We start from the raw sequence: 23,328 nt of genomic DNA, 5'->3' as shown, positions 1-23,328 counted from the left end.
ATGCATGACGTCGGCCGTATCTGTGCGTGGGCTCTGGAAGCGGTTCGGGCAGCAGGTTGCTGTTGCCGGGATTGATCTGGAGTTGCCCGCGGGGAAGTTCATCGGGCTGGTCGGGCCCAATGGAGCCGGGAAGACCACCACCCTCTCCATGGTGACCGGGCTGCTGCGGCCCGATCAGGGGTCCGTCTCGGTCGTCGGGCGTGACGTGTGGCGGGACCCCGTTGAGGTCAAGGCGCGCATCGGTGTGCTGCCCGAGGGGCTGCGGCTCTTCGAGCGGCTCTCCGGGCGGGAACTGCTCGCGTACTCGGGGCGGTTGCGGGGGCTGCCCGGGGGCGAGGTCGACAAACGGGCCGGCCAGTTGCTCGATGTGCTCGATCTGGCGGGGGCCCAGCACAAGCTGGTCGTCGACTACTCGACCGGTATGCGCAAGAAGATCGGGCTGGCGGCCGCGCTGCTGCACAATCCCGAAGTGCTGTTCCTGGACGAGCCGTTCGAGGGCGTCGATCCCGTGTCCGCGCAGACCATCCGGGGTGTCCTGGAGCGGTACACCGCATCCGGCGCGACCGTCGTCTTCTCGTCCCATGTCATGGAGCTCGTCGAGTCGCTGTGCGACTGGGTCGCCGTCATGGCCGCCGGACGCATCCGGGCCCATGGACCCCTCGCCGAGGTGCGCGGCGAGGCGGCCTCGCTGCAGCAGGCGTTCCTCGAACTCGTCGGTGCGGGCGGCCGCGACGCCGTTTCCGATCTCGACTGGCTGGGCGGCGGGGCCCGGTGAGCGCGGACGTGACAGGAGTCGTCGTACGGCTGAAGCTGTCGCTGCTGAGGAACGGGCTGCGGCAGTCCGGGGGGCGGCGGGCCGCCTATGTCGCCTCGGCCGTCGTGGTGTTCCTCTTCGCCGCGCTGCAGCTCCTCGGCCTGATCATGCTGCGCGGCAACGCGCACGCCAGCTCCGTGGTCGTCCTGCTGGTGGCGGTGCTGGCGCTCGGCTGGGCCGTGATGCCGCTGTTCTTCCCGGGCGGGGACGAGACCCTCGACCCGACCCGGCTCGTCATGCTGCCGCTGCGGCCCCGGCCGCTGGTGCGTGCCCTGCTCGCGGCCTCGCTGGTGGGGATCGGCCCGCTGTTCACGCTGTGCCTGTTCACGGGGTCGGTGATCGCGGTCGCGCGCGGCGCGGTGGCCTGGGTGGTCGGTGTCATCGGCGTCGCCCTGGCCCTGCTGGTGTGCGTGGCGCTGGCGCGGGCCGTCGCCGCCGCCAACATCCGGCTGCTGACCAGCCGCAAGGGGCGCGATCTGGCCGTACTGAGCGGGCTGGTCATCGCGATCGGGGCGCAGGTCGTGAACTTCGGGGCACAGCGGCTCGGTTCGGCCGGGCTCGGCCGGCTCGATCCGTGGGCGGATGTGCTGCGGTGGGTGCCGCCGGCGTCCGCGATCGGGGCAGTGGAGTCGGTGAGCGAGGGGTCGTACGGCACCGGTGGTCTTCAACTCGCCTTGAGTGCGGGGGCGTTGGTGGCGCTGATCGCCGTATGGTCACGCCATCTGACGCGCCTGATGACCTCCCCCGACGGCTCGACGCTCCAGGCGGCCACCGAGGCCGCCGTACGGGAACGGAGCTCGACCGGACTGGCCCGCCTTCTGCCGGACGGCCGCACCGGCACCGTCATGGAGCGCAGTCTGCGCTATGTCTGGCGCGACCCGAAGACCAAGGCGGCCTGGGTGACCTCGCTCGCGATCGGCCTGATCGTGCCGCTGTTCAACGCCCTGCAGGGCACCGGCTCGATCTACTTCGCCTGCTTCGCCGCCGGGATGCTCGGCATCCAGATGTACAACCAGTTCGGCCAGGACACCTCCGCGTTCTGGATGGTCGCGATGACGATCTCGTCCCCGCGGGACGCCTACGTCGAACTGCGCGGCCGGGCCCTGGCCCTGCTGGTGATCACCCTGCCGTACGCCACGCTCGTGACCGTCCTGACGACGGCACTGCTCGGCGAGTGGCCGCGGCTGCCGGAGGCGCTGGGCCTGTCCTTCGCCCTGCTCGGGGCGATGCTGGCGACGGGTGCCTGGACGTCGGCCCGCTTCCCGTACTCCATCCCCCAGGAGGGCTACAAGAACGTCGCTCCCGGGCAGGCGGGCCTCGCCTGGATCTCGATCTTCGGCGGCATGGTCTCGGCGGCCCTGCTGTGCGCACCGGTCATCGCGCTCACGATCTGGCTGAACGTCAGCGAGGACGGGGACGCGTGGAGCCGGCTGTTGCTGCCGTTGGGCGGGGCGTACGGGGCGGCGCTCACGTGGCTGGGCCTGCGGCTGGCGGCGCCACGGACGGCGGCCCGCCTACCGGAGATCCTCATGGCGGTGAGCAAGGGCTGACGGTTCTTTCTGCCGCAGTGGGCGGCAACGCCGCTGAAGGGGCGCGGGGAACTGCGCGATCAACCACGAACCACCCGCAGCCGCCATCGAGCAGAAAGCCCCGAGCTCAAAGGCGCCCGGCATCACTCCGCACCGCCTCAAGAAACGGTTCGACAGCGGCGCGCCAGCCCTCGGGCTGGTCGTAATGCACCAAGTGACCGGCATCGGCCACCTCCGCATACTCCCCCCGAGGCAACACCCGCACCATCTCCTGCGCCTCGGCCCGCCCCAGCTCCCCGTCGAGCCCACGAACGACGAGCGCCGGGCACCGCACCTGCGCCAGTTCCTCCCAGTGCGCGTCGTACACCCAGGTCTCCCGGGACGCGAGCATCTGGTCCGGCTCGAACACCGGCCGCCACCCGTCCTCGTACTCCTGCATCACCTCGGCGTAGAACTCCCCCCGCGCAGGATTAGGTCGCTCGACCCACGGGTCGTCCTCCCCGAACCACTTCCGCACATCGGCAAGCGTGGCGAAGGGAACGGGCCAGGACTTGAACCAGTCCGCCCACTCCCGCTGCGATGCCGCGCCGAGCGCGGAGGCCCGCATGTCGCAGATGATCACGCCCCGCACCAGGTCGGGCCGCTTGGCGGCGAGCTGCCAGGCGGTCAGCGCGCCCATGGCATGCCCGATGAGGACGGCGGGGGCGAGGCCGAGCTGTTCGAGGGCGGCCTCGGCGTCGTCGACGTACGCCTCACGCGTGAAGGCGGCCTGCGCGGGCTTCTCGCTACGGCCGTGGCCGCGCTGGTCGAGTGCGACGGCACGGTGCCGTTCGGAGAGCCAGCGGGCGGTGGAGGCCCAGTGCGAGGCGCGGCCCATCAGGCCGTGCAGTAACAGGACGCCGGGCAGGCCGTCGGGCTCTTTGGCGGGGTCCGTCTTGGGAGGGTCGCCGAACTCCCAGGCCGCGAGACGTACGCCGCCCTTCCCGGTCACGTCGATGCGCCGCGCCATTGGTCCTGGCACCCCCCTAGCTCCGCTCGGACCGCTCGCTCCCGCTCGAGCCGGCCGATGCTGTGAACCGCGTCCTGCCTGCCGTATCTGCTGCCTCTCACGCGAGCATCGCGCGCCGTCCGTGGCACACGCGGCGTCGATGCCCTCGCACGCGATGTGCATGTCCTGTGTGTCTCACGTGATCTTATGCGCACATACCTGAAGCGCGCGCTCCGCCTGACCCGTCACCGCCACCCGCAGACTATCGAACCTTTATTCGAAAAAGCGGTCTCTGTGGCCAACACCCCTCATTCGAGTGACCCCCCTCAAGGATTGATCGCCACTGCCGAGGGGAGACCTTCACCGGGAGGCGGGCCGCTCGGGGAAAACGGTCCGCGGGGAATGACCCTGAGAGCTCGGGGCTCCGGGTCAGCACAGGGGAGGACAGGCCCCGGCGCCACCAGGCGCCGGGGCCCTCTCCACGATCACGGCACATCCGCCCGCCCCCTCACCGGCCCGATCGCCTCACGGTCGATCGCGGCCAAGAGCCCTCAGCTCATATGCCTCACGCGACAGCCTCGCACGCGAAATGTCGGAGCGCTGCGATTTGGCGCACTGGATCTTGGATTCGACGCGTCCGGCAGATCGCCACAACTCCCGCTCCCGCACCGGGAGTTACCCGCGGGAGAACCCGAGACGGACAGCTGCCGACGAATCAGCGCTTCGCGACGAACACATGGGAGGCGACGTCCGCCTCCAGCTCGGCCGCCTCGCCACCGCTGCCCACCAGGACACCGCCCGCCGACTCGGTCACGCTCACCACCGAGCCGGGCTGCACGCCCGCCCGGCGCAGCGTGTACATCAGCTGCGCGTCGGTCTGGATCGGCTCGCCGATCCGGCGCACGACGACCGTCTTGCCCTCGACGCCCGGGTCGAGGTCGGCGAGCGAGACCATGCCCTCGTCGAGGAACGGATCGGCGCCGTCCTTCTCGCCGAGCTCCTCCAGGCCGGGGATGGGGTTGCCGTACGGCGACTCGGTCGGATGCCGCAGCAGCTCCAGCACGCGCCGCTCCACGGCCTCACTCATCACGTGCTCCCAGCGACACGCCTCCGCGTGGACCTGCTCCCACTCGAGCCCGATCACATCGACGAGCAGACACTCGGCCAGCCGGTGCTTGCGCATGACACGGGTGGCCAGCCGCCGCCCCTCGTCCGTGAGCTCCAGATGCCGGTCACTCGCCACGGACACGAGCCCGTCCCGCTCCATCCGCGCCACCGTCTGACTGACGGTCGGCCCGCTCTGGTCCAGCCGCTCGGCGATCCGGGCGCGCATGGGGACCACACCTTCCTCCTCCAGCTCGAGGATGGTGCGGAGATACATCTCCGTGGTGTCGATCAGTCCGGACATACGTGCCCCTCGATTAGCTCTGCGATTAGCTCAGCCGGAAGCGAGACAGCTCCACGGCGCGTGCGCTGGCCCTGCACTCAATTCTGCCGGATACCACTGACAACCGTGCCGCGCCGTTGGAACGAGCCGGTTACCCGTACGCACAGAGGCGGCCCGAGCACACATCCGTGCACCCGCACCCCCGCCGGAGGCACGTCGTATTGACACCGCAGTGGTCCAGACCGCACGGTGATCCGCGACACACCACCCCCACACCCATCCCGGAGGGCCCGCATGAGCGACAGCAAGCCGGCCGACCAGTTCTTCGACGCCGCGATCGGCCTGCTCCAGCGGGTCCGTGCCGAAGAGGCCGAGAACATCCAGGCAGCCGGCACCCTGCTCGCCGACACCGTCGCCGCCGGCGGCCGCCTCTTCGCCTTCGGCGCCGGTCACTCCTCCCTCGCCGCCCAGGACCTCGTCTACCGCGCAGGCAGCCTCGCCCTGATGAACCTGCTCGCCGTACCCGGCGCCGTGGGCGTCGACGTCATGCCGGCCACCCTCGGCTCCGCCCTGGAACGCGTCGACGGCCTCGCGAGCGCCGTCCTGGACAGCTCCCCCCTCCGCGACGGCGACGCCCTCGTCATCATCTCCCTCTCCGGCCGCAACGCCCTGCCCGTGGAGATGGCCATGCACGCCCGCACCCTCGGCATCAAGGTCATCGGCGTGACATCGGTGGCCTACGCCTCGGAAACGAAGTCCCGCCATTCCTCGGGCACCTACCTCAGGGACCACTGCGACATCGTCCTCGACTCGAAGATCGCGATCGGCGACGCGGAACTCACCCTCGACACGATCCCGGCCCCGTTCGCCTCCGCCTCCACCGTCGTCACCGCGGCCCTCCTCCAGGCGGTCATGGCCACGGCAGCCGCCTCCCTGGCCGCCCGCGGCATCGAGCCCCCGCTCCTGCGCTCCGGCAACGTGGACGGCGGCCTCGACTGGAACGCCCAGGTGTTCGAGAGGTACGGCGACCGGATCTTCTACGAGCACTGAACCCCGTACGGGTACTGGACCTCGTACGGGTACTGAGCCCCGTACCGGCACCGCCCGTCACTCCGAGCCCAGCGCCCCCGCCAAGTCCAACGCCGCAGCGATCCGCACCGCCACGGCCTCCGCATAGACCGCATCGCTCCGCTCGAACGCACTCCGCCCGGCGCCCCGCAGAAACGTGACGACCCCCAGCGTCCGCCCCCGGCTCCGCAACACGGCACACAGCGCATGCACCGCATCCGCGGGCCACTGCCGCCCCACCGCCCACTCACGCGCACGATCGGCCGGCATATCCCCCGCGTCGGCCCGCACCGACCCGGCCCGCGCCACGCACTGCAACGCCGGATGCCCCTCCCCGTACCGCACCGGCAGCCCGGCCTCCCCACCGAGCAGACTCGGCCCCGGCGCCCCGGAAGGCGTCACGGCGACCCGGACCAGCCGTACCGCCTCCGCAGCGCCCGCGTCGGCATCCGCGACCGCCCCGCCCGCGACCCGGTCGATCAGCGCGTGATCGGCGAACCCGGCCAGCGCGAAGTCCAGATGGACGGTCGCCGCCTCCACGGGGTCCTCGCACTCCGCGGCGGCCCGAGCGGCCCGATGCAGCTGATTCGTCCGGAACCGCAGCAGCGCCGCCTCCTGCTCCCCCTGCTTGGCCGCCGTCACGTCCTGGAAGAGCCAGCCCACACCCAACGGCACCGGCTCCTCCGCGAGCGGCGAGGCCAGCCGTACGAAACCGCACCGCCAGCACCGACGCCGCTCCCCCTCCGGCGTCCGCACGCTCACCCAGATCTCGGCCGGCGCGGGCGGCGCACCCTCCGCCAGCACATGCGTGAGCGCGCTCTCCAACTCCTCGACGCCCTGCGCGAGCAACTCCCCCAGCGGCCGCCCGAGCACGGACGTACGCCCGATACCCAGCGCACGCGCCGCATGCGCGTTCACCACCGCCGGCCGCAGATCCGCGTCGACCAGCACCACGCCCCACGACGCGTCCTCGAACAGCGCCTCGCTCAGCGCGATCGACCGCTCCAGATCGATCTGCGCATGCACCTCGCTGAAGGCGCAGTACACCCCGGCGGGCTTTCCGTCCGGCCCCCGTACGGCCGCCGACTGCGTCCGGACGAGAACCCGCCCGCCCTCCTTCGTCAGCAGCGCGAACTCGTGCACCTGCCGCCCGGGAGCCTGCATGGCGGACATCAGCCGCCCCTCGACCTCGTCGGCATCGGCCTCGCGCACCGCCCACCCGGCGAACCCGTGCCGCCCCACGGCCTCCGCCGCACTCCACCCCAGGATCCGCTCCGCCTCACGGTTCCAATGGGTCACGACCCCGTCCGCGTCGAAGGCGCACAGAGCCGCGTCCATCCCGTCCAGCAGCGCGGCCAGCAGATCGGACCCGCCCGCCGAACCCTCCGTACCACCCGAGCCGCCCGACGAACCCTGCGGACCGTCCCGCTCGGGCTCGTCCGGCCCCAGCTCATCGGTGGTCCCACTACGCCGGGAAGCACTCACCTGGACCCCCTGCCAAGCTGCGTCCGCACGTACGACGCGTCGGTTCGCTCACTTGCCATCATCTAACTGGAACGTGACACAGCACACACCGTGTTCCCCAAGATTGAAGGAATCGTTGTACGAGCCGCCGTGGACTCACGTGGACGGCTCCAGCCGCAGGTCCACCCACTGATCGGTCTCCCCGTCCAGCACATACCGATCGATCTCGGCGAACCCCCGCGCCGCGGCAAACCGCAGCCCCTCCTCGTTGACGGCCAGCACACAGGTCTCGATCGCCCTCGCGCCCAGCACGCGCGCGTGCGCGAGCCCGTCCTCGTACAGCTCCTTGCCGTACCCGCGCCCCCGGTGCTCGGGCAGCACACGCGCGATGACCGTCGCCACCGCCTCCTCGCCCTCCGGCGGCCGCACGGTGGAACAGCCCACGAGAACATCACCGGCGTAGGCGTTCCGCAGGCGGTACCGCCCACTGCGCTCGCGCACCTCGCCGAGATCCATGGCCGCGGGCGGAACGATCACGTTGTGGACGTACCGCCACTCCTGAAGCATGGCCTCACCGTCGACCGGCACTATGCGCAGCTCAGACATCGGTGCCACCGCTCCCCCGCCGGGCGTACACCTCGACCTCGATCTTCATCCGAGGATCGGCCAGCCCGCACATCATCATCGTCGCCGCCGGCCGCACCTCCCCGAAGTACCGCCGCAGCACCGGCCAGCACGGCTCGAAGTCCTCCCGGTCCGGCAGCAGATACCGCACCCGCACCACATCGCCGAACGAACACCCCGCCTCCGCCAACGCGGCCCCCACGTTCCGCAGACACTGCTCGGCCTGCTCCACCACGTCCTCGGAAATGGTCATCGTCGCGTAGTCGAACCCAGTCGTGCCCGACACGTGCACCCAGTCCCCGTCGACCACGGCACGCGCGTACCCGATCTGCTCCTCGAAGGTGGAGCCACTGAGAATCGCCTGCCGCACGGTCCCCTGATTTGTCATGCACGGAACGCTAGGTGACCAGCGAAGACGCGTTCAAGGAAAAAAAGTGGTTGATCGGGGCCGAGCCGCTTCTTAGTGTGTGGGCACACGAGAAGGGAGGTGGTTCGGCAGATGTATGAAAACCGGACGCGTGAGGTGGCTGCGGGCTAGCGGCCCGTCACCCCACCAAGTGCGGTGCCGGACCAGCACGTGACAGATGCGTGCAGCCGGCCCAATCCCAAGCAGTCACCCGACCCGCGAGCTCGCCGGTACGTCCGGCCGGCTCCCCCGCCCCGGCGGAGGAACCCGAGCTCGCGGGTCGTCTGCGTTTCCCGAGGGCTCAATCGTCCACGTCGCCGTCGTCCTCCTGCTGCACCTCGCGTTGCGTCTGCGGGTCCCGCTCCTGGGACGCGGAGGCACCCGGGCTCGGCGGTGCCTCGGACTTCGTGCCCTCCGCCCCGCTGTCGTCGGGGGAGAACCACAGCATGCCGAGGAGCATCGCGGCCACGAAGAGCACCGCTGCGGCAGCCATGGCGGCGATGCGTCGTGTCCCGGCCCGGGGCCCGCTCCCCGACGGCCGACGGCCGGCGGACGCCGTTCCCCGGGCGGACGGAAGCATGTACGTCGTCGGGGTGCTGGTCTCGCCCACCTGCTGTGCAGCGGGGGCGGACGCCGAGGCGACCTGCGGCCGGCGGGACGGCGAGGTCGCGTCGGGCAGTGGCTCGGGGCGGCCCTGCCAGGCGCCGTCGGCGAACCAGTCGGCGGCCTGCTGGGCGGTGGGCCGGTGCTCGGGGTCCTTGGCGAGCAGACCGAGCAGGTAGTTCTCGAAGGCGGGCGGGAGGCCGGGGACACCCAGCTCGCGGGGCGGCACGGGGGCGGCGTCGAGGTGCTGGTGCAGGATGGCGACGGCGGTGTCGGCCTGGAAGGGCGGGCGGCCGGTCAGCAGCTGGTAGAGCACGCAGCCCAGGGCGTAGACGTCGGAGGCCGGGCCCGCCGGCTGCCCGAGGGCACGCTCGGGGGCGAGGTAGAGGCTCGTGCCGACGATCTGGCCGGTGGCGGTGAGCGCGGCGCCGGGGTCGTCGAGGAAGCGGGCGATGCCGAAGTCACCGATCTTGAGGGTGCCGTCGGCGTCCAGGAGCAGATTGCCCGGCTTGATGTCCCGGTGGACGATGCCCTGCCGGTGCGCGGCGGCCAGTCCCGCGGCAGCCTGGGCGGCGATACGGGCCACACGTTCGGCGGGCTGTGCGCCGGACCGCGACAGCACTCCGGCGAGGCTGTCGCCCCGGACGAGCTCCATCACCAGGAACAGCCGGTTGTCGTACTCGCCGAAGTCCCGGACGCCGACCACGTTCGGGTGGTCGATCCGGGCCGCGGTCTGCGCCTCCAGGCGGAAGCGGGGGGCGGCGGTGGGGTCGGAGTCCTGGGGCAGCAGGAGCTTGACGGCCACCGGCCGGGCGAGCATCTCGTCGTGGGCCCGCCAGACCTCCCCCATCCCCCCGCGCCCGATCGACTCGCTCAGCCGGTAGCGGCCCGCTATCAGCACCAGTTCTCATCCTCATGCCGTAAGACGTATCGGTCGCCGCAGGCCGTAACTCACCGCGTGGGGACGGGAGATGGTGGGGGGTGCCGCAGCCGACCCAGCATACTGGCGAAGTGGATCAGTCACGTTCCGTATGCCGGCGTCACCGGCTCTCCGAGCGGCATCACGCGGCGCTGATCGGCCCCGCGTGATGACCGGCCCGGAGGGGTCGGGACCCGTACGAGAGGGGTCGGGACCCGTACGAGAGGAGTCGGACCCGTACGAGAGGAGTCGGGACCCGTACGGGTCGGGCTCAGCGTGCGATGTCCGCGTAGCCCTCGATCTCGCGCGGGTCGCGCGGGCCCGGGCCGATGTAGCGCGCGGACGGGCGGACGAGGCGGCCGGTGCGCTTCTGCTCCAGGATGTGCGCCGACCAGCCCGCCGTACGGGCGCAGGTGAACATCGAGGTGAACATGTGCGCCGGCACCTCCGCGAAGTCCAGGACGATGGCCGCCCAGAATTCGACGTTGGTGGCCAGGACCCGGTCGGGACGGCGGTTGTGGAGCTCTTCCAGGGCCGCCTTCTCCAGGGCCTCGGCGACCTCGAAGCGGGGAGCGCCGAGCTCCCGGGCGGTGCGGCGCAGGACGCGGGCGCGGGGGTCCTCGGCGCGGTAGACGCGGTGACCGAAGCCCATGAGGCGTTCGCCCTTGTCGAGGGTCTGCTTGACGTACGCCTCGGCGTCGCCGGTGCGCTCGATCTCCTCGATCATGTGCAGGACGCGGGAGGGGGCGCCGCCGTGCAGCGGGCCGGACATCGCTCCTACGGCGCCGGAGAGCGCGGCGGCCACATCGGCGCCGGTGGAGGCGATGACGCGGGCGGTGAACGTGGACGCGTTCATGCCGTGCTCGGCGGCGGACGTCCAGTAGGCGTCGACGGCGGCCACGTGCTTGGGGTCGGGCTCGCCGCGCCAGCGGATCATGAAGCGCTCGACGACGGACTGGGCCTTGTCGATCTCGCGCTGCGGGACCATCGGCAGACCCTGCCCGCGCGCGGACTGGGCCACGTAGGAGAGGGCCATGACGGCGGCTCGGGCCAGGTCCTCGCGGGCCTGCTCCTCGCCGATGTCCAGGAGCGGTTTCAGTCCCCAGACGGGGGCGAGCATGGCGAGCGCGGACTGGACGTCCACGCGGATGTCGCCGGAGTGCACGGGGATCGGGAAGGGCTCGGCGGGCGGCAGACCGGGCCGGAAGGCACCGTCGACGAGCAGCCCCCACACGTTGCCGAACGAGACGTGGCCGACCAGGTCCTCGATGTCGACGCCCCGGTATCGCAGGGCGCCGCCCTCCTTGTCCGGTTCGGCGATCTCCGTCTCGAACGCGATGACTCCTTCGAGCCCGGGTACGAAGTCGGACATCAGGCGGCTCCTCGTGATGTGTGCGACGGGTGGGGTTGTGGTTGGGCTTGTGGGTGGGGCTCGTGGTCGGGGCCTGTTGGTGGGGCTTGTGGGTGGGACGACGACATGTCGGTCGGCAGAGGTCGGGACGTACGCCCGGTGGATCCACGGTCACGGACTCGGACGCCGGGCTTGCAGGTTTCCGAGCCTCGGCGGACTCGCGGTCCGGGGCGTAACCCTGTGATGCCCCGTGCGGCTGACGGTCATCCAACCGGAACGGCATCAGAAACGATATCTCCGAGTGCCACCTTTGGGGAGGACTTGCGGCACTGAGTGCCATGCAGTGACGAAGGACACCGTGCCGGACGGCGCCCGCCGCATACGGCAAGATGACCGCGTGACCGACCGAGACGCCGTCCCCCTCGATCCCGCCGAGCCCGTCCCCGACCCTGCCGCGATGCGCAAGCACTACCGGGCGGAGGGCCTCGCCGAGAAGGACCTGGCCACCACTCCGGTGGAGCAGTTCGCGCGCTGGTTCAAGCAGGCCGCGGCCGAGGCCCACCTCTTCGAGCCGAATGCGATGATCGTCTCCACCGCGGACGCCGAGGGTCGGCCCAGCTCCCGTACGGTGCTGCTGAAGCACTTCGACGAGCAGGGTTTCGTCTTCTACACCAACTACGACTCCCGCAAGGCCCGCGACCTCGCCGACAACCCGTACGTCTCGCTCCTCTTCCCCTGGCATCCCATGGCCCGCCAGGTGATCGTCACGGGCGTGGCACGGCGCACCGGCCGCGACGAGACGGCGGCGTACTTCCGCACCCGCCCCCACGGTTCCCAGCTCGGCGCCTGGGCCAGCACCCAGTCCACCGTCATTCCGTCGCGCGCCGAACTCGACGCCTCCTACGCCGAGCTGGCGGCGCGCTATCCGGAGGGCGAGCAGGTGCCGGTGCCTCCGCACTGGGGCGGTTTCCGGGTGGCGCCGCAGACGGTGGAGTTCTGGCAGGGGCGGGAGAACCGGCTGCACGACCGGCTGCGGTATGTGGCGGAGCAGGACGGGAGCTGGCGGGTGGAGCGGCTCAGTCCGTGAGGGGTGGCCCCGTCAGAGCTTGCCCCACACGTACGCCGTACGGTGGCCGTACAGGAGCTCGGATATTCGGGTGCGGAACCTCTCGGTGAACGGGGGCCAGTTCCAGAACTCGAACCCGAGGTGGGCGAAGGCGAAGTAGTCGTCGGCCCATTTCCAGTCGGGCAGGGGGACGGCTTCGGCGCAGGCGGGGCAGTCGACCTGGGCCTCGCCCGTCTTGTGCCAGGTGCCGATCACCCTGCTGAACGGCGCCCAGGCGTCGTCGATCAGCTCCCACTCGTCGGTGATCAGCCGGGTGGTGACCCCGCAGCGCGGGCAGGTCACCGCCTCCGGCTCGCCCTGCCCGCCGTGGAAGACGGTGCGCCCGGTGAACACGGCGAGGCCGTCGGAGGGGTCCCAGTCGGCGTCCTCGGGCGCCACGGCATGCTGCCAGTTCGGGCCCGGAGGGTGGCCGAGCGGCTGCCCGAGGACGCAGTCCGTGCGCTCGGCGAGCACGATTCCCTCGGCCACCAGCCACTCGACCACGCGCTCGGCGAGGCGGGGGGCCTGCTGTGGGCTCGCCTGGAGGTCGACGATCGTCTGGAAGTGATCACCCATGCCCGAACAGTAAGTCCCGCCACTGACAACGGCCTCAGCCCAGCGCCGCCTCCAGCAGCGCCGCCCACTGCGCCACCACGCGATCGCGGCGGGCGGTGTCGTCCGTGAGGAGATTGGCCAGGCCCAGGCCGCGGGCCATGTCCAGCAGGCCCTGGACCGTCTCCCGTACGCCGGGCCTGGACTCGTCGGCGCCCAGCAGGTCCACGGCGATGCGGTGGGTCTCGCGGCCCACGCGGGCCTCCAGTTCCGTGACGCGGGGGCGCAGCTGCTCTTCGTTCGACGCGGCCACCCACAGATGCAGGGCCGCGCGGAACAGCGGGCCGGTGTAGAGGTCGACCAGTGCCGACACCACCGCCCGCCGGTCTCCCGCCGCGCCCTCGGGGAACAGGTCCCGCAGTGCCGTCGAGCGTTCCTCGGCGACGTACTCGACCGCCGCGGTGAAGAGGTCCTCGCGGGTCGGGAAGTGGTGCTGGGCGGCGCCGCGGGAGACGCCGGCGCGTTCGGCGACGACGGAGACCGTGGAGCCCGCCCAGCCGTGTTCGGCGAGGCAGGCCACGGCCGCTTCCAGGAGCCGTTGCCGGGTGGCACGGCTGCGGTCCTGTTTGGGCACGCGGTCCGCTCGGTCCACGCGGTCGCCGACGGCGCTCACACCACCCATTGCGCATCCCGTCTTTCGAGGAAGGCCGTCATCCCCTCGCGGGCGTCGGCGGAGGAGAACAGCCGGGCCGAGAGTGCGGTCAGGCCGGCCGCGTCCCGGTCGAAGGTTTCCAGCACCTTAGCCGTGAGCAGCGCCTTCGTCTCGGCCAGGGCCCGCGGAGAGGCCCGGCGCAGGCCGTCCAGGACGGGGGCGAGGGTCTCGTCGACGTCCTCGCCCTGCGTCGTCAGCAGGCCGATGCGGGCCGCTTCCGGCGCGGTGAAGCGTTCGCCGGTGAGGTAGTAGCGGGCGAGGGCTCGGGGGTCGGTGCGCGGGAGGAGCGGGAGGGAGATGACGGCGGGGGCGACGCCTATGTGCACCTCGGTGAAGGCGAAGGTGGATTCGCGCGACGCCGCCGTGATGTCGCAGGCCGCGAGCAGGCCCAGGCCGCCCGCGCGTACATGGCCGGTGACGCGGGCGACGACGGGTTTGGGCAGCTCGACGATCTGCCGGAGCAGGGCCACCAGCGCGTCCGGGTCGGGCGGGTCCCGCAGGTCGGCGCCCGCGCAGAACGTGGTGCCGGTGTGGGTGAGGACGATCGCGCGTACGTCGGTGTCCTTGGCGCAGTCCGTCAGCGCGTCGCTGAGTTCGCCCACCAGGGCCGCCGAGAGCGCGTTGCGGTTGGCCGGGGAGTCCAGGGTGAGGGTTTCCACGGCACGCGCGCGTGTGCGGCCGATCAGTGTCATGTGCCCTCCTTGAGGGTGCTCTCGTCGAGTGCCCTCAGTTCGCGGCGCAGGATCTTGCCGGAGGCGGCCCGGGGGACGCCGTCGATGAAGGTGACCTGGCGGATCCGCTTGTAGGGGGCGACGCGTTCGGCGACGTACATCATGACCTCTCCCTCGGAGAGGCCGGTGGCGGTCGGCTGGCGGACCACGTACGCGTGCGGTACCTCGTTGCCGTCGTCGTTGTAGACGCCGATCACGGCCGCGTCCGCGATGCCGGGGTGGGTGAGCAGGAGAGCCTCCAGTTCGGCGGGGGCCACCTGGAAGCCCTTGTACTTGATCAGTTCCTTGACGCGGTCGACGACGAACAGCCAGCCGCCCTCGTCCACGTGTCCCACGTCCCCGGTGTGCAGCCAGCCGTCGGCGTCGATCATCGCGGCGGTGGCGTCGGGGCGGCCGAGGTAGCCCTTCATGACCTGGGGGCCGCGGATGAGGATCTCGCCGGACTCGCCGACGCCGAGGTCCTTGCCGGGGTCGTCGAGGGAGACGATGCGCATCTCGGTGCCCGCGATGAGCCTGCCGACGGTTCCGGGCGGCGCGTCCCGCATGGTGTCCAGGGGGACGACGTGGGTGCCGGGGGACAGTTCCGTCATGCCGTACGCCTGGCCGACCGGCGGCAGGCCGAGGCGCCGCGAGCAGGCGGCGGCGAGATTCGCGTCCAGGGGTGCGGCGGCGCTGATGATGTACCTCAGGGACGACAGGTCGTACTGCTCGACCAGCGGGTGCTTGGCGAGGGCGAGGACGATCGGCGGGGCGACGTACAGGCCGGTGATGCGGTGGTTCTGGATGGCCTTGAGGAAGGTCTCCAGGTCGAAGCGGGGCAGGACGACGACGGTCGCGCCGACCCGCAGGGGTGCGTTCATCAGGGCCGTCAGGCCGTAGATGTGGAAGAAGGGCAGGACGGCGAGGATGCGGTCGCCGGGGCCGGCCGATATCGCGGGTTCGAGCTGCGCGAGGTTGGTGGCGATCTGGCGGTGGGTGAGCATCACGCCCTTGGGGATGCCGGTGGTGCCCGACGAGTACGGCAGGGCCGCGACGTCGGCGACGGGGTCGATGGCGACCTGCGGTTCGGGGGCGGCGGACGCCAGCATGTCGATGAGCGACCGGTGTCCGGGGGCGCTGTCGCACACGAAGATCTCCCGCACGCCGCCCGCGAGTTCGGCGGCCCGGCGTGCCGCCTGGAGCAGGGGTGAGACGGTGACGATCCAGCGGGCCGCCGAGTCCTTCAGCTGTTTGGCGAACTCCTCGGGCGTGGCGAGCGGGTGCACGGTCGTGACGGAGGCACCCGCGCGCGTGGCGGCGTAGAACGCCGTAGGGAAGGCGACCGTGTTGGGGCTGTGCAGGGCGAGGACGTCGCCCTTGCGCACGCCCGCCTCGGCGAGGGCGGCGGCGATGCGCCGGTGGAAGCGGTCGAGTTGTTCGTACGTGAGGGTGGTGCCGTCCGTGCCGTCGACGAGCGCGGGGGCGTCGCCGAACTCGGCCGCCCGGCCCAGTACGGCCTCGTGGATGGGGAGTTCCACGGCCGGGACGTCTGCGTACGCGCTGCGGAACATCGTTCCTCCTCGCGACCGGCACGACACGGTGCCGGTCAGTACGACTTGGGCAGGCCCAGGGTCTGATGGGAGACGTAGTTGAGAATCATCTCCCGGCTCACCGGAGCAATACGAGACACGCGCGCGGCGGTTATCAGCGAGGCGAGGCCGAACTCGCGCGTGAGGCCGTTTCCGCCGAGGGTGTGCACGGCCTGGTCGACGGCTTTGACGCAGGCCTCCCCGGCCGCGTACTTCGCCATGTTGGCGGCCTCGCCCGCGCCGACGTCGTCCCCGGCGTCGTACAGGTACGCCGCCTTCTGCATCATCAGGCGGGCCAGTTCGAGGTCGATGTGCGCCTGGGCGAGGGGGTGTGCGATGGCCTGGTGGGCGCCGATGGGGGCGTTCCAGACGGTGCGGTCGCGCGCGTACTCGACGGCACGCGCGAGGGCGTGGCGTCCCATGCCGATCGCGAAGGCGGCCGTCATGATGCGTTCGGGGTTGAGGCCGGCGAAGAGCTGTAGGAGGCCCGCGTCCTCGTCGCCGACCAGGGCCTGGGCGGGGAGCCGTACGTCGTCGAGGGTCAGCTCGAACTGCTTCTCGGCGGCGTTGAGTTCCATGTCGATCTGTCGGCGTTGGAACCCTCGGGCGTCCCTCGGGACGATGAAGAGGCAGGGCTTGAGGCGGCCGGTGCGGGCGTCTTCGGTGCGGCCGACTATGAGGGTGGCGTCCGCTATGTCGACGCCGGAGATGAAGACTTTGCGGCCGGTCAGTGTCCAGTCGCCGGTGTCCGGGTCGCGGCGTGCCGTCGTCGTGATGCGGTGGCTGTTGGAGCCGGCGTCGGGTTCGGTGATGCCGAAGGCCATGGTGCGGGTGCCGTCGGCGAGGGCGGGAAGCCACTGGCGCTTCTGCGCGTCGGTGCCGAAGCGGGCGATGACGGTGCCGCAGATCGCCGGGGAGACGACCATCATGAGGAGGGGACAGCCCGCCGCGCCCAGTTCTTCCAGGACGATGGAGAGTTCCGCGATGCCGCCGCCTCCGCCTCCGTGCTCCTCGGGCAGGTTGACGCCCAGGTAGCCGAGCTTCGCGGCCTCGGACCACAGTTCTTCGGGGTGACGGCCCTCGCCGACGATCCTGGTGATGTAGTCGCGTCCGTACCGTCTGCCGAGCTGGGCGACGGCGGCGCGCAGGGCTTTGTGCTCGTCCGTTTCGATGACGGCGCTCATTGGTCCTCCTCGACGACGGCCAGCAATGCGCCGACCTCGACCTGCTGTCCGGGCACGGCGTGCAAGGCGCTCAGCGTCCCTGTGACAGGCGCCGAGATCTTGTGCTGCATCTTCATCGCCTCCAGCCACAGCAGGGGCTCTCCGGCCCGTACAGCGGCTCCTGCGGTCAGGCCCTCGGCGACGCGTACGACGGTCCCCGGCATCGGCGCGAGCAGCGAACCCGGTGCGTGCTGGGTCGTCGGGTCCGGGAAGCGGGGCAGGGCCGTGAGACGCGTGGCGTTCACGTGGATCTCGTCGCCGTACCCTGCGACCTCGAAGTTCCTTCGTACGCCGTCCACTTCGAGGACGACCAGCGCGGCGTCGGCGTGGACGATCCGTACTCCCTCGGCCTCCAGTCCCGCGCGCGTGTGCCGGTACCGGACCTCGATCTCCTCGCCTGCCATGACGTACCGCTTGATCTGCGGCTGGTACGGCAGGTTGCGCCAGCCGCCGAAGCGGGAGCGGCCGTGGGCGTCGGCGAGGGCGGCGGCCAGGGGGGCATGGGGGTCGGGGGCCGGCTCGGTCAGGTCCGTGAGGTGACGGTCGTAGAAGCCGGTGTCCATCCGGGCGGTCGTGAACTCCTCGTGGCGCAGGGAGCGGACGAGGAGGTCCCGGTTGGTGACCGGGCCGTGGAGCGTCGCCCGTTCCAGGGCGCCGGCGAGTTTGCGGACGGCCGCCGCGCGCGTGGGGGCGTGGGCGACGAGCTTGGCGAGCATCGGGTCGTAGTGGACGCCGATCTCGTCGCCGTCGGTGAAGCCGGTGTCCAGCCGGACGCCGTCGGGTACGGCGAAGCGGTGCAGGGTTCCGGTCTGCGGGGCCCAGTCGCGGGCCGGGTCCTCGGCGTAGAGGCGGGCCTCGATCGCGTGGCCACGCGCGCGTGGCGGGTCGGCGGCGAGGGCATGGCCTTCGGCGACGCGGATCTGTTCCGCGACCAGGTCGAGGCCGAAGACCGCTTCGGTCACGGGGTGTTCGACCTGGAGGCGGGTGTTCATCTCCAGGAAGTGCGCCTGGTCGCCGGCCACCAGGAACTCGACGGTGCCGGCGCCGACGTAGTCGACGGCGCGGGCGGCGCGTACGGCCAGGGTGTGCAGTTCGTGCGTGAGCTCCTCGGAGAGGCCGGGCGCCGGGGACTCCTCGACGACCTTCTGGTGGCGGCGCTGCAGCGAGCAGTCGCGGGTGCCGAGCGCCCAGACCGTGCCGTGGGTGTCGGCGAGGATCTGCACCTCGACGTGGCGGCCGTGTTCGATGTACGGCTCGACGAAGACCGCGCCGTCCCCGAAGGCGCTCGCGGCTTCGGCTCGCGCGCTCTGCAAGGCGCCGTCGAGCTCCTCCAGGCGGCGCACGATCCGCATCCCGCGCCCTCCGCCGCCCGCGGCCGCCTTCACCAGCACGGGCAGGTCGGCCTCGGTGACCTCGCCCAGGGGTGCCAGCCCCATCAGCTCCTTGGCCCGCGTCTTGGACGCCATCGCCTCGATCGCCTCGGGGGGCGGGCCGATCCAGACGAGCCCCGCGTCGAGGACGGCGCGTGCGAAGCCGGCGTTCTCGGAGAGGAAGCCGTAGCCGGGGTGCACGGCGTCCGCGCCGGCCGCCACGGCCGCCTTCACGATCAGGTCGCCGTCCAGATACGTCGCGGAGGGCGCCGCTCCGGGCAGCCGTACCGCCGTGTCGGCCACGCGCGCGTGGAGGGCGTTCTCGTCGGCGTCCGAGTACACGGCGACCGTCCGGATTCCCCACTCACGGCAGGTACGGAAGATGCGGCAGGCGATCTCGCCGCGGTTCGCCACAAGAACGGAAGTAATCACTGGCCTCACATCCGGAAGACGCCGAAGCCGCCACGCGCGCCCTCGTACGGGGCGGTGTGGATGGCGGACAAGCACATACCGAGGACGGTGCGGGTGTCGCGCGGATCTATGACGCCGTCGTCGTACAGCCGACCCGACAGGAACATCGGCAGCGACTCCGACTCGATCTGCTGCTCGACCATGGCGCGCAGGGCCGCGTCGCCTTCCTCGTCGTACGGCAGGCCCCTCGCCGCGGCCGACTGCCGGGCGACGATCGAGAGCACGCCGGCGAGCTGCTGGGGGCCCATGACGGCCGATTTGGCGCTGGGCCAGGCGAACAGGAAGCGGGGGTCGTAGGCGCGGCCGCACATGCCGTAGTGGCCGGCGCCGTACGACGCCCCCATGAGGACGGAGAGATGAGGCACCCGGCTGTTGCTCACCGCGTTGATCATCATCGCGCCGTGCTTGATGATGCCGCCCTGCTCGTACTGGCTGCCCACCATGTAGCCGGTGGTGTTGTGCAGGAAGAGGAGGGGGATGTCGCGCTGGTTGGCCAGCTGGATGAACTGGGCCGCCTTCTGCGACTCCTCGCTGAACAGGACCCCTTGGGCGTTCGCCAGCACGCCGATCGGATAGCCGTGCAGGGCCGCCCAGCCGGTGGTCAGGCTCGTTCCGTACATCGGTTTGAACTCGTCGAAGTCGGAGGCGTCGACGATCCGGGCGATGACCTCGCGCGGGTCGAAGGGGGTCTTGAGGTCGCCGGGGACGATGCCGAGGAGTTCGTCGGCGGAGTACTTCGGCGGTTCGGCCGGCCCCGGATCCGTGTACGCCTTGCGATGGTTGAGGCGGGCCACCACGCGGCGTGCCTGCCGCAGCGCGTCCGGTTCGTCCACCGCGAAGTAGTCCGCGAGGCCCGACACGCGCGCGTGCATCTCCGCGCCGCCCAGCGACTCGTCGTCGCTCTCCTCGCCGGTCGCCATCTTCACCAGGGGCGGGCCGCCGAGGAACACCTTGGCGCGTTCCTTGACCATGATCACGTGGTCGGACATGCCGGGGACGTACGCCCCGCCGGCCGTCGAGTTGCCGAAGACGACCGCGATCGTGGGGATCCCGGCCGCGGACAGCCGCGTCAGGTCCCGGAAGATCGCGCCTCCGGGGATGAAGATCTCCTTCTGGGACGGCAGGTCGGCGCCGCCCGACTCGACGAGGTTGATGCAGGGCAGCCGGTTGGCGAGGGCGATGTCGTTGGCGCGCAGGGCCTTCTTCAACGACCAGGGGTTGCTCGCTCCCCCGCGCACGGTCGGGTCGTTGCCGGTGATCAGGCACTCGACGCCCTCGACGACCCCGATGCCGGTGACGAGGGACGCGCCGACCGTGTAGTCGCTGCCCCAGGCCGCCAGCGGGGACAGTTCCAGGAAGGGCGTGTCCGGGTCGAGGAGCAGCTCGATGCGCTCGCGGGCGAGGAGCTTGCCGCGCTTCCTGTGCCGCTCGACGTACTTCTCCCCGCCGCCCGCGAGCGCCTTGGCGTGCTCGGTGTCGAGGTCGGCGAGCTTGGCGAGCATGGCCTCGCGGTTGGCCGTGTAATCGGGGCTCTGCGTGTCCAGGGAAGAGGCGAGGACGGTCACAGGAGGACCTCCGGGATGTCGAGGTGGCGGCTGCGCAGCCATTCGCCGAGGGCCTTGGCCTGCGGGTCGAAGCGGTGCTGGGCGGCGACGCCCTCGCCGAGGATGCCGTGGACGACGAAGTTGAGGGCACGGAGGCCGGGCAGGAGGTGCCGGGTGACCTTGAGCCGGCGGCTTTCGGGGATCAGCTGCTGGAACCGGTCGGCGGTGAGCTCGTGCGCGAGCCAGCGCCAGGCGTCGTCCGTGCGCACCCAGACGCCGACGTTGGCGTTCCCGCCCTTGTCCCCGCTGCGGGCGCCCGCGACGAGGCCGAGGGGGGCGCGTTGCGTGGGCCCGGACGGCAGCGGCTCCGGAAGGGCCGGCTCCGGAAGGATCGGCTCCGGCACCTCGTCGAGGACGGCCGTGTCGTGGGCCGGCGGCACATGGGCCGGCTGCACAGGGACCCGGCGTCCGTCGTGGAGGACGGCCACATGGTCGACGGCACCATGGGGGACGTACACATCCTCGAACACCCCATAGGGCGAGCCCTTTCCGGGTGGCGCCAGCACATGGAAGCCGGGGTAACTGGCGAGCGCCAGCTCCACGGCGGCCCCGCTCAGCGCCCGCCCGACGACCTCCTGGTGCGGGTCGCGTACGACGAGCCGCAGCAACGCGCTCGCCGTCTCCTCGGTCGGGGCGTCCGGACGGTCGGTGCGGACGAGGTCCCAACGGACCTCGGCGGGCGGCGACTTGGCGAGCGCGTCCGTCATCTGTTCGCGCACGAGGGCGGCCTTGGCCTCGATGTCGAGACCGGTGAGCACGAAGGCGACCTCGCCCCGGAAGCCGCCGAGGCGGTTGACACCGACCTTGAGGGCCGGGGGCGGGGCTTCTCCCCGCACGCCCTCGACGCGGACGCGATCGGGGCCGTCCTGGGTGAGCCGTACGGTGTCCAGGCGGGCGGTGACGTCCGGTCCCGCGTACCGGGCGCCCGCCGTCTCGTACACCAGCTGGGCCGTGACCGTGCCGACGTCGACGAAGCCGCCGGTGCCGGGGTGCTTGGTGATGACGCAGGTGCCGTCCTCGTGGAGCTCGGCGAGCGGGAAGCCGGGGCGCCGGACGTCGCCCTGCGTGAAGAACGCGTAGTTGCCGCCGGTCGCCTGGGCCCCGCACTCCAGCACATGTCCGGCGACGACGGCGCCCGCGAGCCGGTCGTACTCCTCCGGCCCCCAACCGAAGTGAGCGGCGGCGGGCCCGGTGACCAGGGCCGCGTCCGTCACCCGCCCGGTGACGACGACGTCCGCGCCCTCGCGCAGACAGGCGGCGATGCCGAAGCCGCCGAGGTAGGCGTGTGCGGCGAGGCTGTGCGGATAGCGGGCCTTGAGGTCGTCGCCCTCGACGTGGGCCACCCGGACGGGTACGGCGAGACGGTCCGCCAGCGCCCTTACGGCGTCCGCGAGTCCGGCCGGGTTGAGGCCGCCCGCGTTGGCGACGATCCTCACGCCCCGCTCGTGCGCGAGCCCGAGGCACTCCTCCAACTGCCGCAGGAAGGTGCGGGCGTATCCCGCGCCGGGGTCCTTCAGCCGGTCCCGGCCGAGGATCAGCATGGTCAGCTCGGCGAGGTAGTCGCCGGTGAGGACGTCCAGTTCGCCGCCGGTGAGCATCTCGCGCATGGCGTCGAAACGGTCGCCGTAGAAGCCGGAGGCGTTGCCTATCCGCAGGACCGGCGCGGTGGGCGGGCCGGTCCGGCTGGACCGGCCGGGTGGGCCGGCCGGGGTCAACGGTCCGTGCCCTTCGGTGCGCGGCCCTCGCCGGGCGGGCCCGCGAAGACCTGGGCGATGTCGAACCAGCGGTCGGCGTCCGGCCCCTCGGCGCGCAGGGCGAGGTCGGAGCGGTGGGCACGCTGGGTGACCAGGAGGCAGAAGTCGAGTGCCGGGCCGGTGACGCGCTGCGGGGCGTCTTCGGGGCCGTATGTCCACACCTCGCCGGACGGCGAGACGAGTTCGACGCGGAAGTCGTCGAGGGGGGCGGGGAGGCCGTGGATGCCGAAGGCGAAGTCGCGGGTCCGTACCCCGATCCACACCACATGCCTCAGGCGGTCTGTGGGTGTGCGCACCACACCGAGTGCGTCGGCGATGTCCAGACCGTGGGCCCAGGTCTCCATGAGCCGGGCCGTGGCCATGGAGGCGGCGGACATGGGCGGGCCGTACCAGGGGAACCGCGCGCCCTGTGGTGCCTCGCGCAACGCCGTGCCGAGGGCGGCACGCCCTTCCCGCCACCGCGCCAGCAGCTCGGCGGGCGCCAGCCGGGCCCCCTCCTCCGCTCCCTCGTCGACGAAGGAGCCCGGGGCCTTCAGCGCCTGCTCCACCAGGTCGTGGAACGCGTCCACGTCGGTCACCGCCAGCAGGGCCGAGTGGTCGGTCCAGGCGAGGTGGGCGATCTGGTGGGCGATGGTCCAGGCGGGGGCGGGAGTCGGGAGTGCCCACTCCTCCGGGCTCAACTCAGCGACGAGCGAGTCGAGTTCGTCGCTCTCGGCACGCAGGTCGTCGAACAAGGGCGTCGGGTCGGCCATGGGGGGAGCATGGCAGCGAGACCAGAAACAAGCAAGCATGCTTGCATTAATTTGTTCGGGCCGGGTGCCCGTCCTGTGCGGGTGCGGCCGACTCCCGAGAACCGGCCGCAGCCGGTTTCACCAGGGTAAAGCGTCCGAGTTCCGGAGGGACAGCAGGAACCAGACGACCAGGGGGAGCACCACGATGAGGACGAGCCAGGCGAGGCCCTTCGCCCAGCCCGCGGTCTTCCCACGGTTCTCGGTCGGCATGACGGCTCACCACCCCTTCATCGCGCGGTGGAGGATCTCACGGGCGGGCAGGACCGCACCCAGGGCCTTTGCCCAGGGTGCGGT

21 protein-coding genes are annotated in these 23,328 nt (G+C 71.5%); 4 read left to right on the top strand and 17 right to left on the bottom strand.

Annotation, left to right across the window (positions count from 1 at the left end; genetic code table 11):
• The first annotated feature begins 4 nt into the window (after positions 1-4).
• Together ACIBU0_RS18285 and ACIBU0_RS18280 are read left to right on the top strand one after the other, a co-directional pair.
• Positions 5-775, top strand: coding sequence for an ABC transporter ATP-binding protein (locus ACIBU0_RS18285; RefSeq protein ID WP_398818991.1), 771 nt, complete (start codon positions 5-7; stop codon positions 773-775).
• On the top strand, positions 772-2,364 hold the full coding sequence (locus ACIBU0_RS18280) for a transporter (protein WP_398818988.1): 1,593 nt from the start codon (positions 772-774) through the stop codon (positions 2,362-2,364). The genes ACIBU0_RS18285 and ACIBU0_RS18280 overlap by 4 nt, the downstream gene beginning before the upstream one ends.
• Before the next feature lie 106 nt (positions 2,365-2,470).
• Here ACIBU0_RS18280 and ACIBU0_RS18275 read toward each other — a convergent pair whose 3' ends face one another.
• Positions 2,471-3,352: an alpha/beta fold hydrolase gene (locus ACIBU0_RS18275; protein ID WP_398818985.1), complete on the bottom strand. Its 882-nt coding sequence runs from the start codon at positions 3,350-3,352 to the stop codon at positions 2,471-2,473.
• Between the two features lie 694 nt (positions 3,353-4,046).
• The gene (locus tag ACIBU0_RS18270) at positions 4,047-4,739 is read right to left on the bottom strand and encodes a metal-dependent transcriptional regulator (protein ID WP_004000347.1); all 693 of its coding nucleotides are present in this window, start codon (positions 4,737-4,739) and stop codon (positions 4,047-4,049) included.
• A gap of 273 nt (positions 4,740-5,012) precedes the next feature.
• On the opposite strand from ACIBU0_RS18270, the gene ACIBU0_RS18265 reads away from it, so the two are divergent.
• Positions 5,013-5,768 carry an SIS domain-containing protein gene (locus ACIBU0_RS18265; protein ID WP_398818982.1) on the top strand — a complete coding sequence of 252 codons (756 nt, stop codon included), beginning with the start codon at positions 5,013-5,015 and terminating at the stop codon, positions 5,766-5,768.
• Positions 5,769-5,825: 57 nt separating this feature from the next.
• On the opposite strand, the gene ACIBU0_RS18260 is transcribed toward ACIBU0_RS18265, so the two are convergent.
• From ACIBU0_RS18260 to ACIBU0_RS18240, 5 genes are all read right to left on the bottom strand, one after another.
• A complete protein-coding gene (locus tag ACIBU0_RS18260; protein ID WP_398818979.1) occupies positions 5,826-7,271 on the bottom strand; it encodes a PAS domain-containing protein in 1,446 nt (481 codons plus the stop codon).
• 135 nt (positions 7,272-7,406) lie between these two features.
• Positions 7,407-7,856: a GNAT family N-acetyltransferase gene (locus tag ACIBU0_RS18255; RefSeq protein WP_398818976.1), complete on the bottom strand. Its 450-nt coding sequence runs from the start codon at positions 7,854-7,856 to the stop codon at positions 7,407-7,409.
• On the bottom strand, positions 7,849-8,262 hold the full coding sequence (locus ACIBU0_RS18250; RefSeq protein ID WP_398818973.1) for a RidA family protein: 414 nt from the start codon (positions 8,260-8,262) through the stop codon (positions 7,849-7,851). Before ACIBU0_RS18250 ends, ACIBU0_RS18255 begins: the two co-directional genes overlap by 8 nt.
• A gap of 319 nt (positions 8,263-8,581) precedes the next feature.
• Positions 8,582-9,784 carry a serine/threonine-protein kinase gene (locus ACIBU0_RS18245; RefSeq protein WP_398818970.1) on the bottom strand — a complete coding sequence of 401 codons (1,203 nt, stop codon included), beginning with the start codon at positions 9,782-9,784 and terminating at the stop codon, positions 8,582-8,584.
• A 289-nt stretch (positions 9,785-10,073) separates the two neighbouring features.
• On the bottom strand, positions 10,074-11,174 hold the full coding sequence (locus ACIBU0_RS18240; RefSeq protein WP_398818967.1) for a citrate synthase 2: 1,101 nt from the start codon (positions 11,172-11,174) through the stop codon (positions 10,074-10,076).
• Between the two features lie 376 nt (positions 11,175-11,550).
• On the opposite strand from ACIBU0_RS18240, the gene pdxH reads away from it, so the two are divergent.
• Positions 11,551-12,240 (top strand): pyridoxamine 5'-phosphate oxidase, encoded by a 690-nt coding sequence (pdxH, locus tag ACIBU0_RS18235; RefSeq protein ID WP_398818964.1) that lies wholly within the window; start codon positions 11,551-11,553, stop codon positions 12,238-12,240.
• A 12-nt stretch (positions 12,241-12,252) separates the two neighbouring features.
• On the opposite strand, the gene ACIBU0_RS18230 is transcribed toward pdxH, so the two are convergent.
• From ACIBU0_RS18230 to ACIBU0_RS18185, 10 genes are all read right to left on the bottom strand, one after another.
• Positions 12,253-12,834 carry a hypothetical protein gene (locus ACIBU0_RS18230; RefSeq protein ID WP_398818962.1) on the bottom strand — a complete coding sequence of 194 codons (582 nt, stop codon included), beginning with the start codon at positions 12,832-12,834 and terminating at the stop codon, positions 12,253-12,255.
• A 34-nt stretch (positions 12,835-12,868) separates the two neighbouring features.
• On the bottom strand, positions 12,869-13,492 hold the full coding sequence (locus tag ACIBU0_RS18225; RefSeq protein WP_398818959.1) for a TetR/AcrR family transcriptional regulator: 624 nt from the start codon (positions 13,490-13,492) through the stop codon (positions 12,869-12,871).
• Complete coding sequence (locus tag ACIBU0_RS18220) at positions 13,480-14,214, bottom strand: enoyl-CoA hydratase family protein (protein ID WP_398818956.1); 735 nt, start codon at positions 14,212-14,214, stop codon at positions 13,480-13,482. The genes ACIBU0_RS18225 and ACIBU0_RS18220 overlap by 13 nt, the downstream gene beginning before the upstream one ends.
• Positions 14,211-15,803 (bottom strand): 4-coumarate--CoA ligase family protein, encoded by a 1,593-nt coding sequence (locus tag ACIBU0_RS18215; protein ID WP_398818953.1) that lies wholly within the window; start codon positions 15,801-15,803, stop codon positions 14,211-14,213. The genes ACIBU0_RS18220 and ACIBU0_RS18215 overlap by 4 nt, the downstream gene beginning before the upstream one ends.
• 35 nt (positions 15,804-15,838) lie before the next feature.
• Entirely contained in the window at positions 15,839-17,005 is a 1,167-nt protein-coding gene (locus ACIBU0_RS18210) for an acyl-CoA dehydrogenase family protein (protein WP_398818950.1), read from the bottom strand.
• A complete protein-coding gene (locus tag ACIBU0_RS18205; protein ID WP_398818948.1) occupies positions 17,002-18,846 on the bottom strand; it encodes a biotin carboxylase N-terminal domain-containing protein in 1,845 nt (614 codons plus the stop codon). Before ACIBU0_RS18205 ends, ACIBU0_RS18210 begins: the two co-directional genes overlap by 4 nt.
• 5 nt (positions 18,847-18,851) lie before the next feature.
• Positions 18,852-20,450: an acyl-CoA carboxylase subunit beta gene (locus ACIBU0_RS18200; protein ID WP_398818945.1), complete on the bottom strand. Its 1,599-nt coding sequence runs from the start codon at positions 20,448-20,450 to the stop codon at positions 18,852-18,854.
• Entirely contained in the window at positions 20,447-22,096 is a 1,650-nt protein-coding gene (locus ACIBU0_RS18195) for an acyclic terpene utilization AtuA family protein (protein ID WP_398819637.1), read from the bottom strand. Before ACIBU0_RS18195 ends, ACIBU0_RS18200 begins: the two co-directional genes overlap by 4 nt.
• 104 nt (positions 22,097-22,200) lie before the next feature.
• Positions 22,201-22,995: a TIGR03084 family metal-binding protein gene (locus ACIBU0_RS18190; protein ID WP_398818943.1), complete on the bottom strand. Its 795-nt coding sequence runs from the start codon at positions 22,993-22,995 to the stop codon at positions 22,201-22,203.
• 117 nt (positions 22,996-23,112) lie between these two features.
• Entirely contained in the window at positions 23,113-23,244 is a 132-nt protein-coding gene (locus ACIBU0_RS18185) for a hypothetical protein (protein ID WP_398818940.1), read from the bottom strand.
• Between the last annotated feature and the right edge of the window lie 84 nt (positions 23,245-23,328).

Source organism: Streptomyces sp. NPDC049627 (assembly GCF_044465645.1).
In the GTDB taxonomy this organism is placed as follows: domain Bacteria; phylum Actinomycetota; class Actinomycetes; order Streptomycetales; family Streptomycetaceae; genus Streptomyces.
This window is presented reverse-complemented; position numbering and strand designations above follow the sequence as displayed.

Coding starts and splice junctions, on each gene's coding strand:
- ACIBU0_RS18285 (WP_398818991.1), top strand. CDS start 5: ATGACGTCGGCCGTATCTGTGCGTGGGCTCTGGAAGCGGTTCGGGCAG.
- ACIBU0_RS18275 (WP_398818985.1), bottom strand. CDS start 3,352: ATGGCGCGGCGCATCGACGTGACCGGGAAGGGCGGCGTACGTCTCGCG.
- ACIBU0_RS18270 (WP_004000347.1), bottom strand. CDS start 4,739: ATGTCCGGACTGATCGACACCACGGAGATGTATCTCCGCACCATCCTC.
- ACIBU0_RS18265 (WP_398818982.1), top strand. CDS start 5,013: ATGAGCGACAGCAAGCCGGCCGACCAGTTCTTCGACGCCGCGATCGGC.
- ACIBU0_RS18255 (WP_398818976.1), bottom strand. CDS start 7,856: ATGTCTGAGCTGCGCATAGTGCCGGTCGACGGTGAGGCCATGCTTCAG.
- ACIBU0_RS18250 (WP_398818973.1), bottom strand. CDS start 8,262: ATGACAAATCAGGGGACCGTGCGGCAGGCGATTCTCAGTGGCTCCACC.
- ACIBU0_RS18240 (WP_398818967.1), bottom strand. CDS start 11,174: ATGTCCGACTTCGTACCCGGGCTCGAAGGAGTCATCGCGTTCGAGACG.
- ACIBU0_RS18230 (WP_398818962.1), bottom strand. CDS start 12,834: ATGGGTGATCACTTCCAGACGATCGTCGACCTCCAGGCGAGCCCACAG.
- ACIBU0_RS18225 (WP_398818959.1), bottom strand. CDS start 13,492: ATGGGTGGTGTGAGCGCCGTCGGCGACCGCGTGGACCGAGCGGACCGC.
- ACIBU0_RS18220 (WP_398818956.1), bottom strand. CDS start 14,214: ATGACACTGATCGGCCGCACACGCGCGCGTGCCGTGGAAACCCTCACC.
- ACIBU0_RS18215 (WP_398818953.1), bottom strand. CDS start 15,803: ATGTTCCGCAGCGCGTACGCAGACGTCCCGGCCGTGGAACTCCCCATC.
- ACIBU0_RS18210 (WP_398818950.1), bottom strand. CDS start 17,005: ATGAGCGCCGTCATCGAAACGGACGAGCACAAAGCCCTGCGCGCCGCC.
- ACIBU0_RS18195 (WP_398819637.1), bottom strand. CDS start 22,096: ATGCGCGAGATGCTCACCGGCGGCGAACTGGACGTCCTCACCGGCGAC.
- ACIBU0_RS18190 (WP_398818943.1), bottom strand. CDS start 22,995: ATGGCCGACCCGACGCCCTTGTTCGACGACCTGCGTGCCGAGAGCGAC.
- ACIBU0_RS18185 (WP_398818940.1), bottom strand. CDS start 23,244: ATGCCGACCGAGAACCGTGGGAAGACCGCGGGCTGGGCGAAGGGCCTC.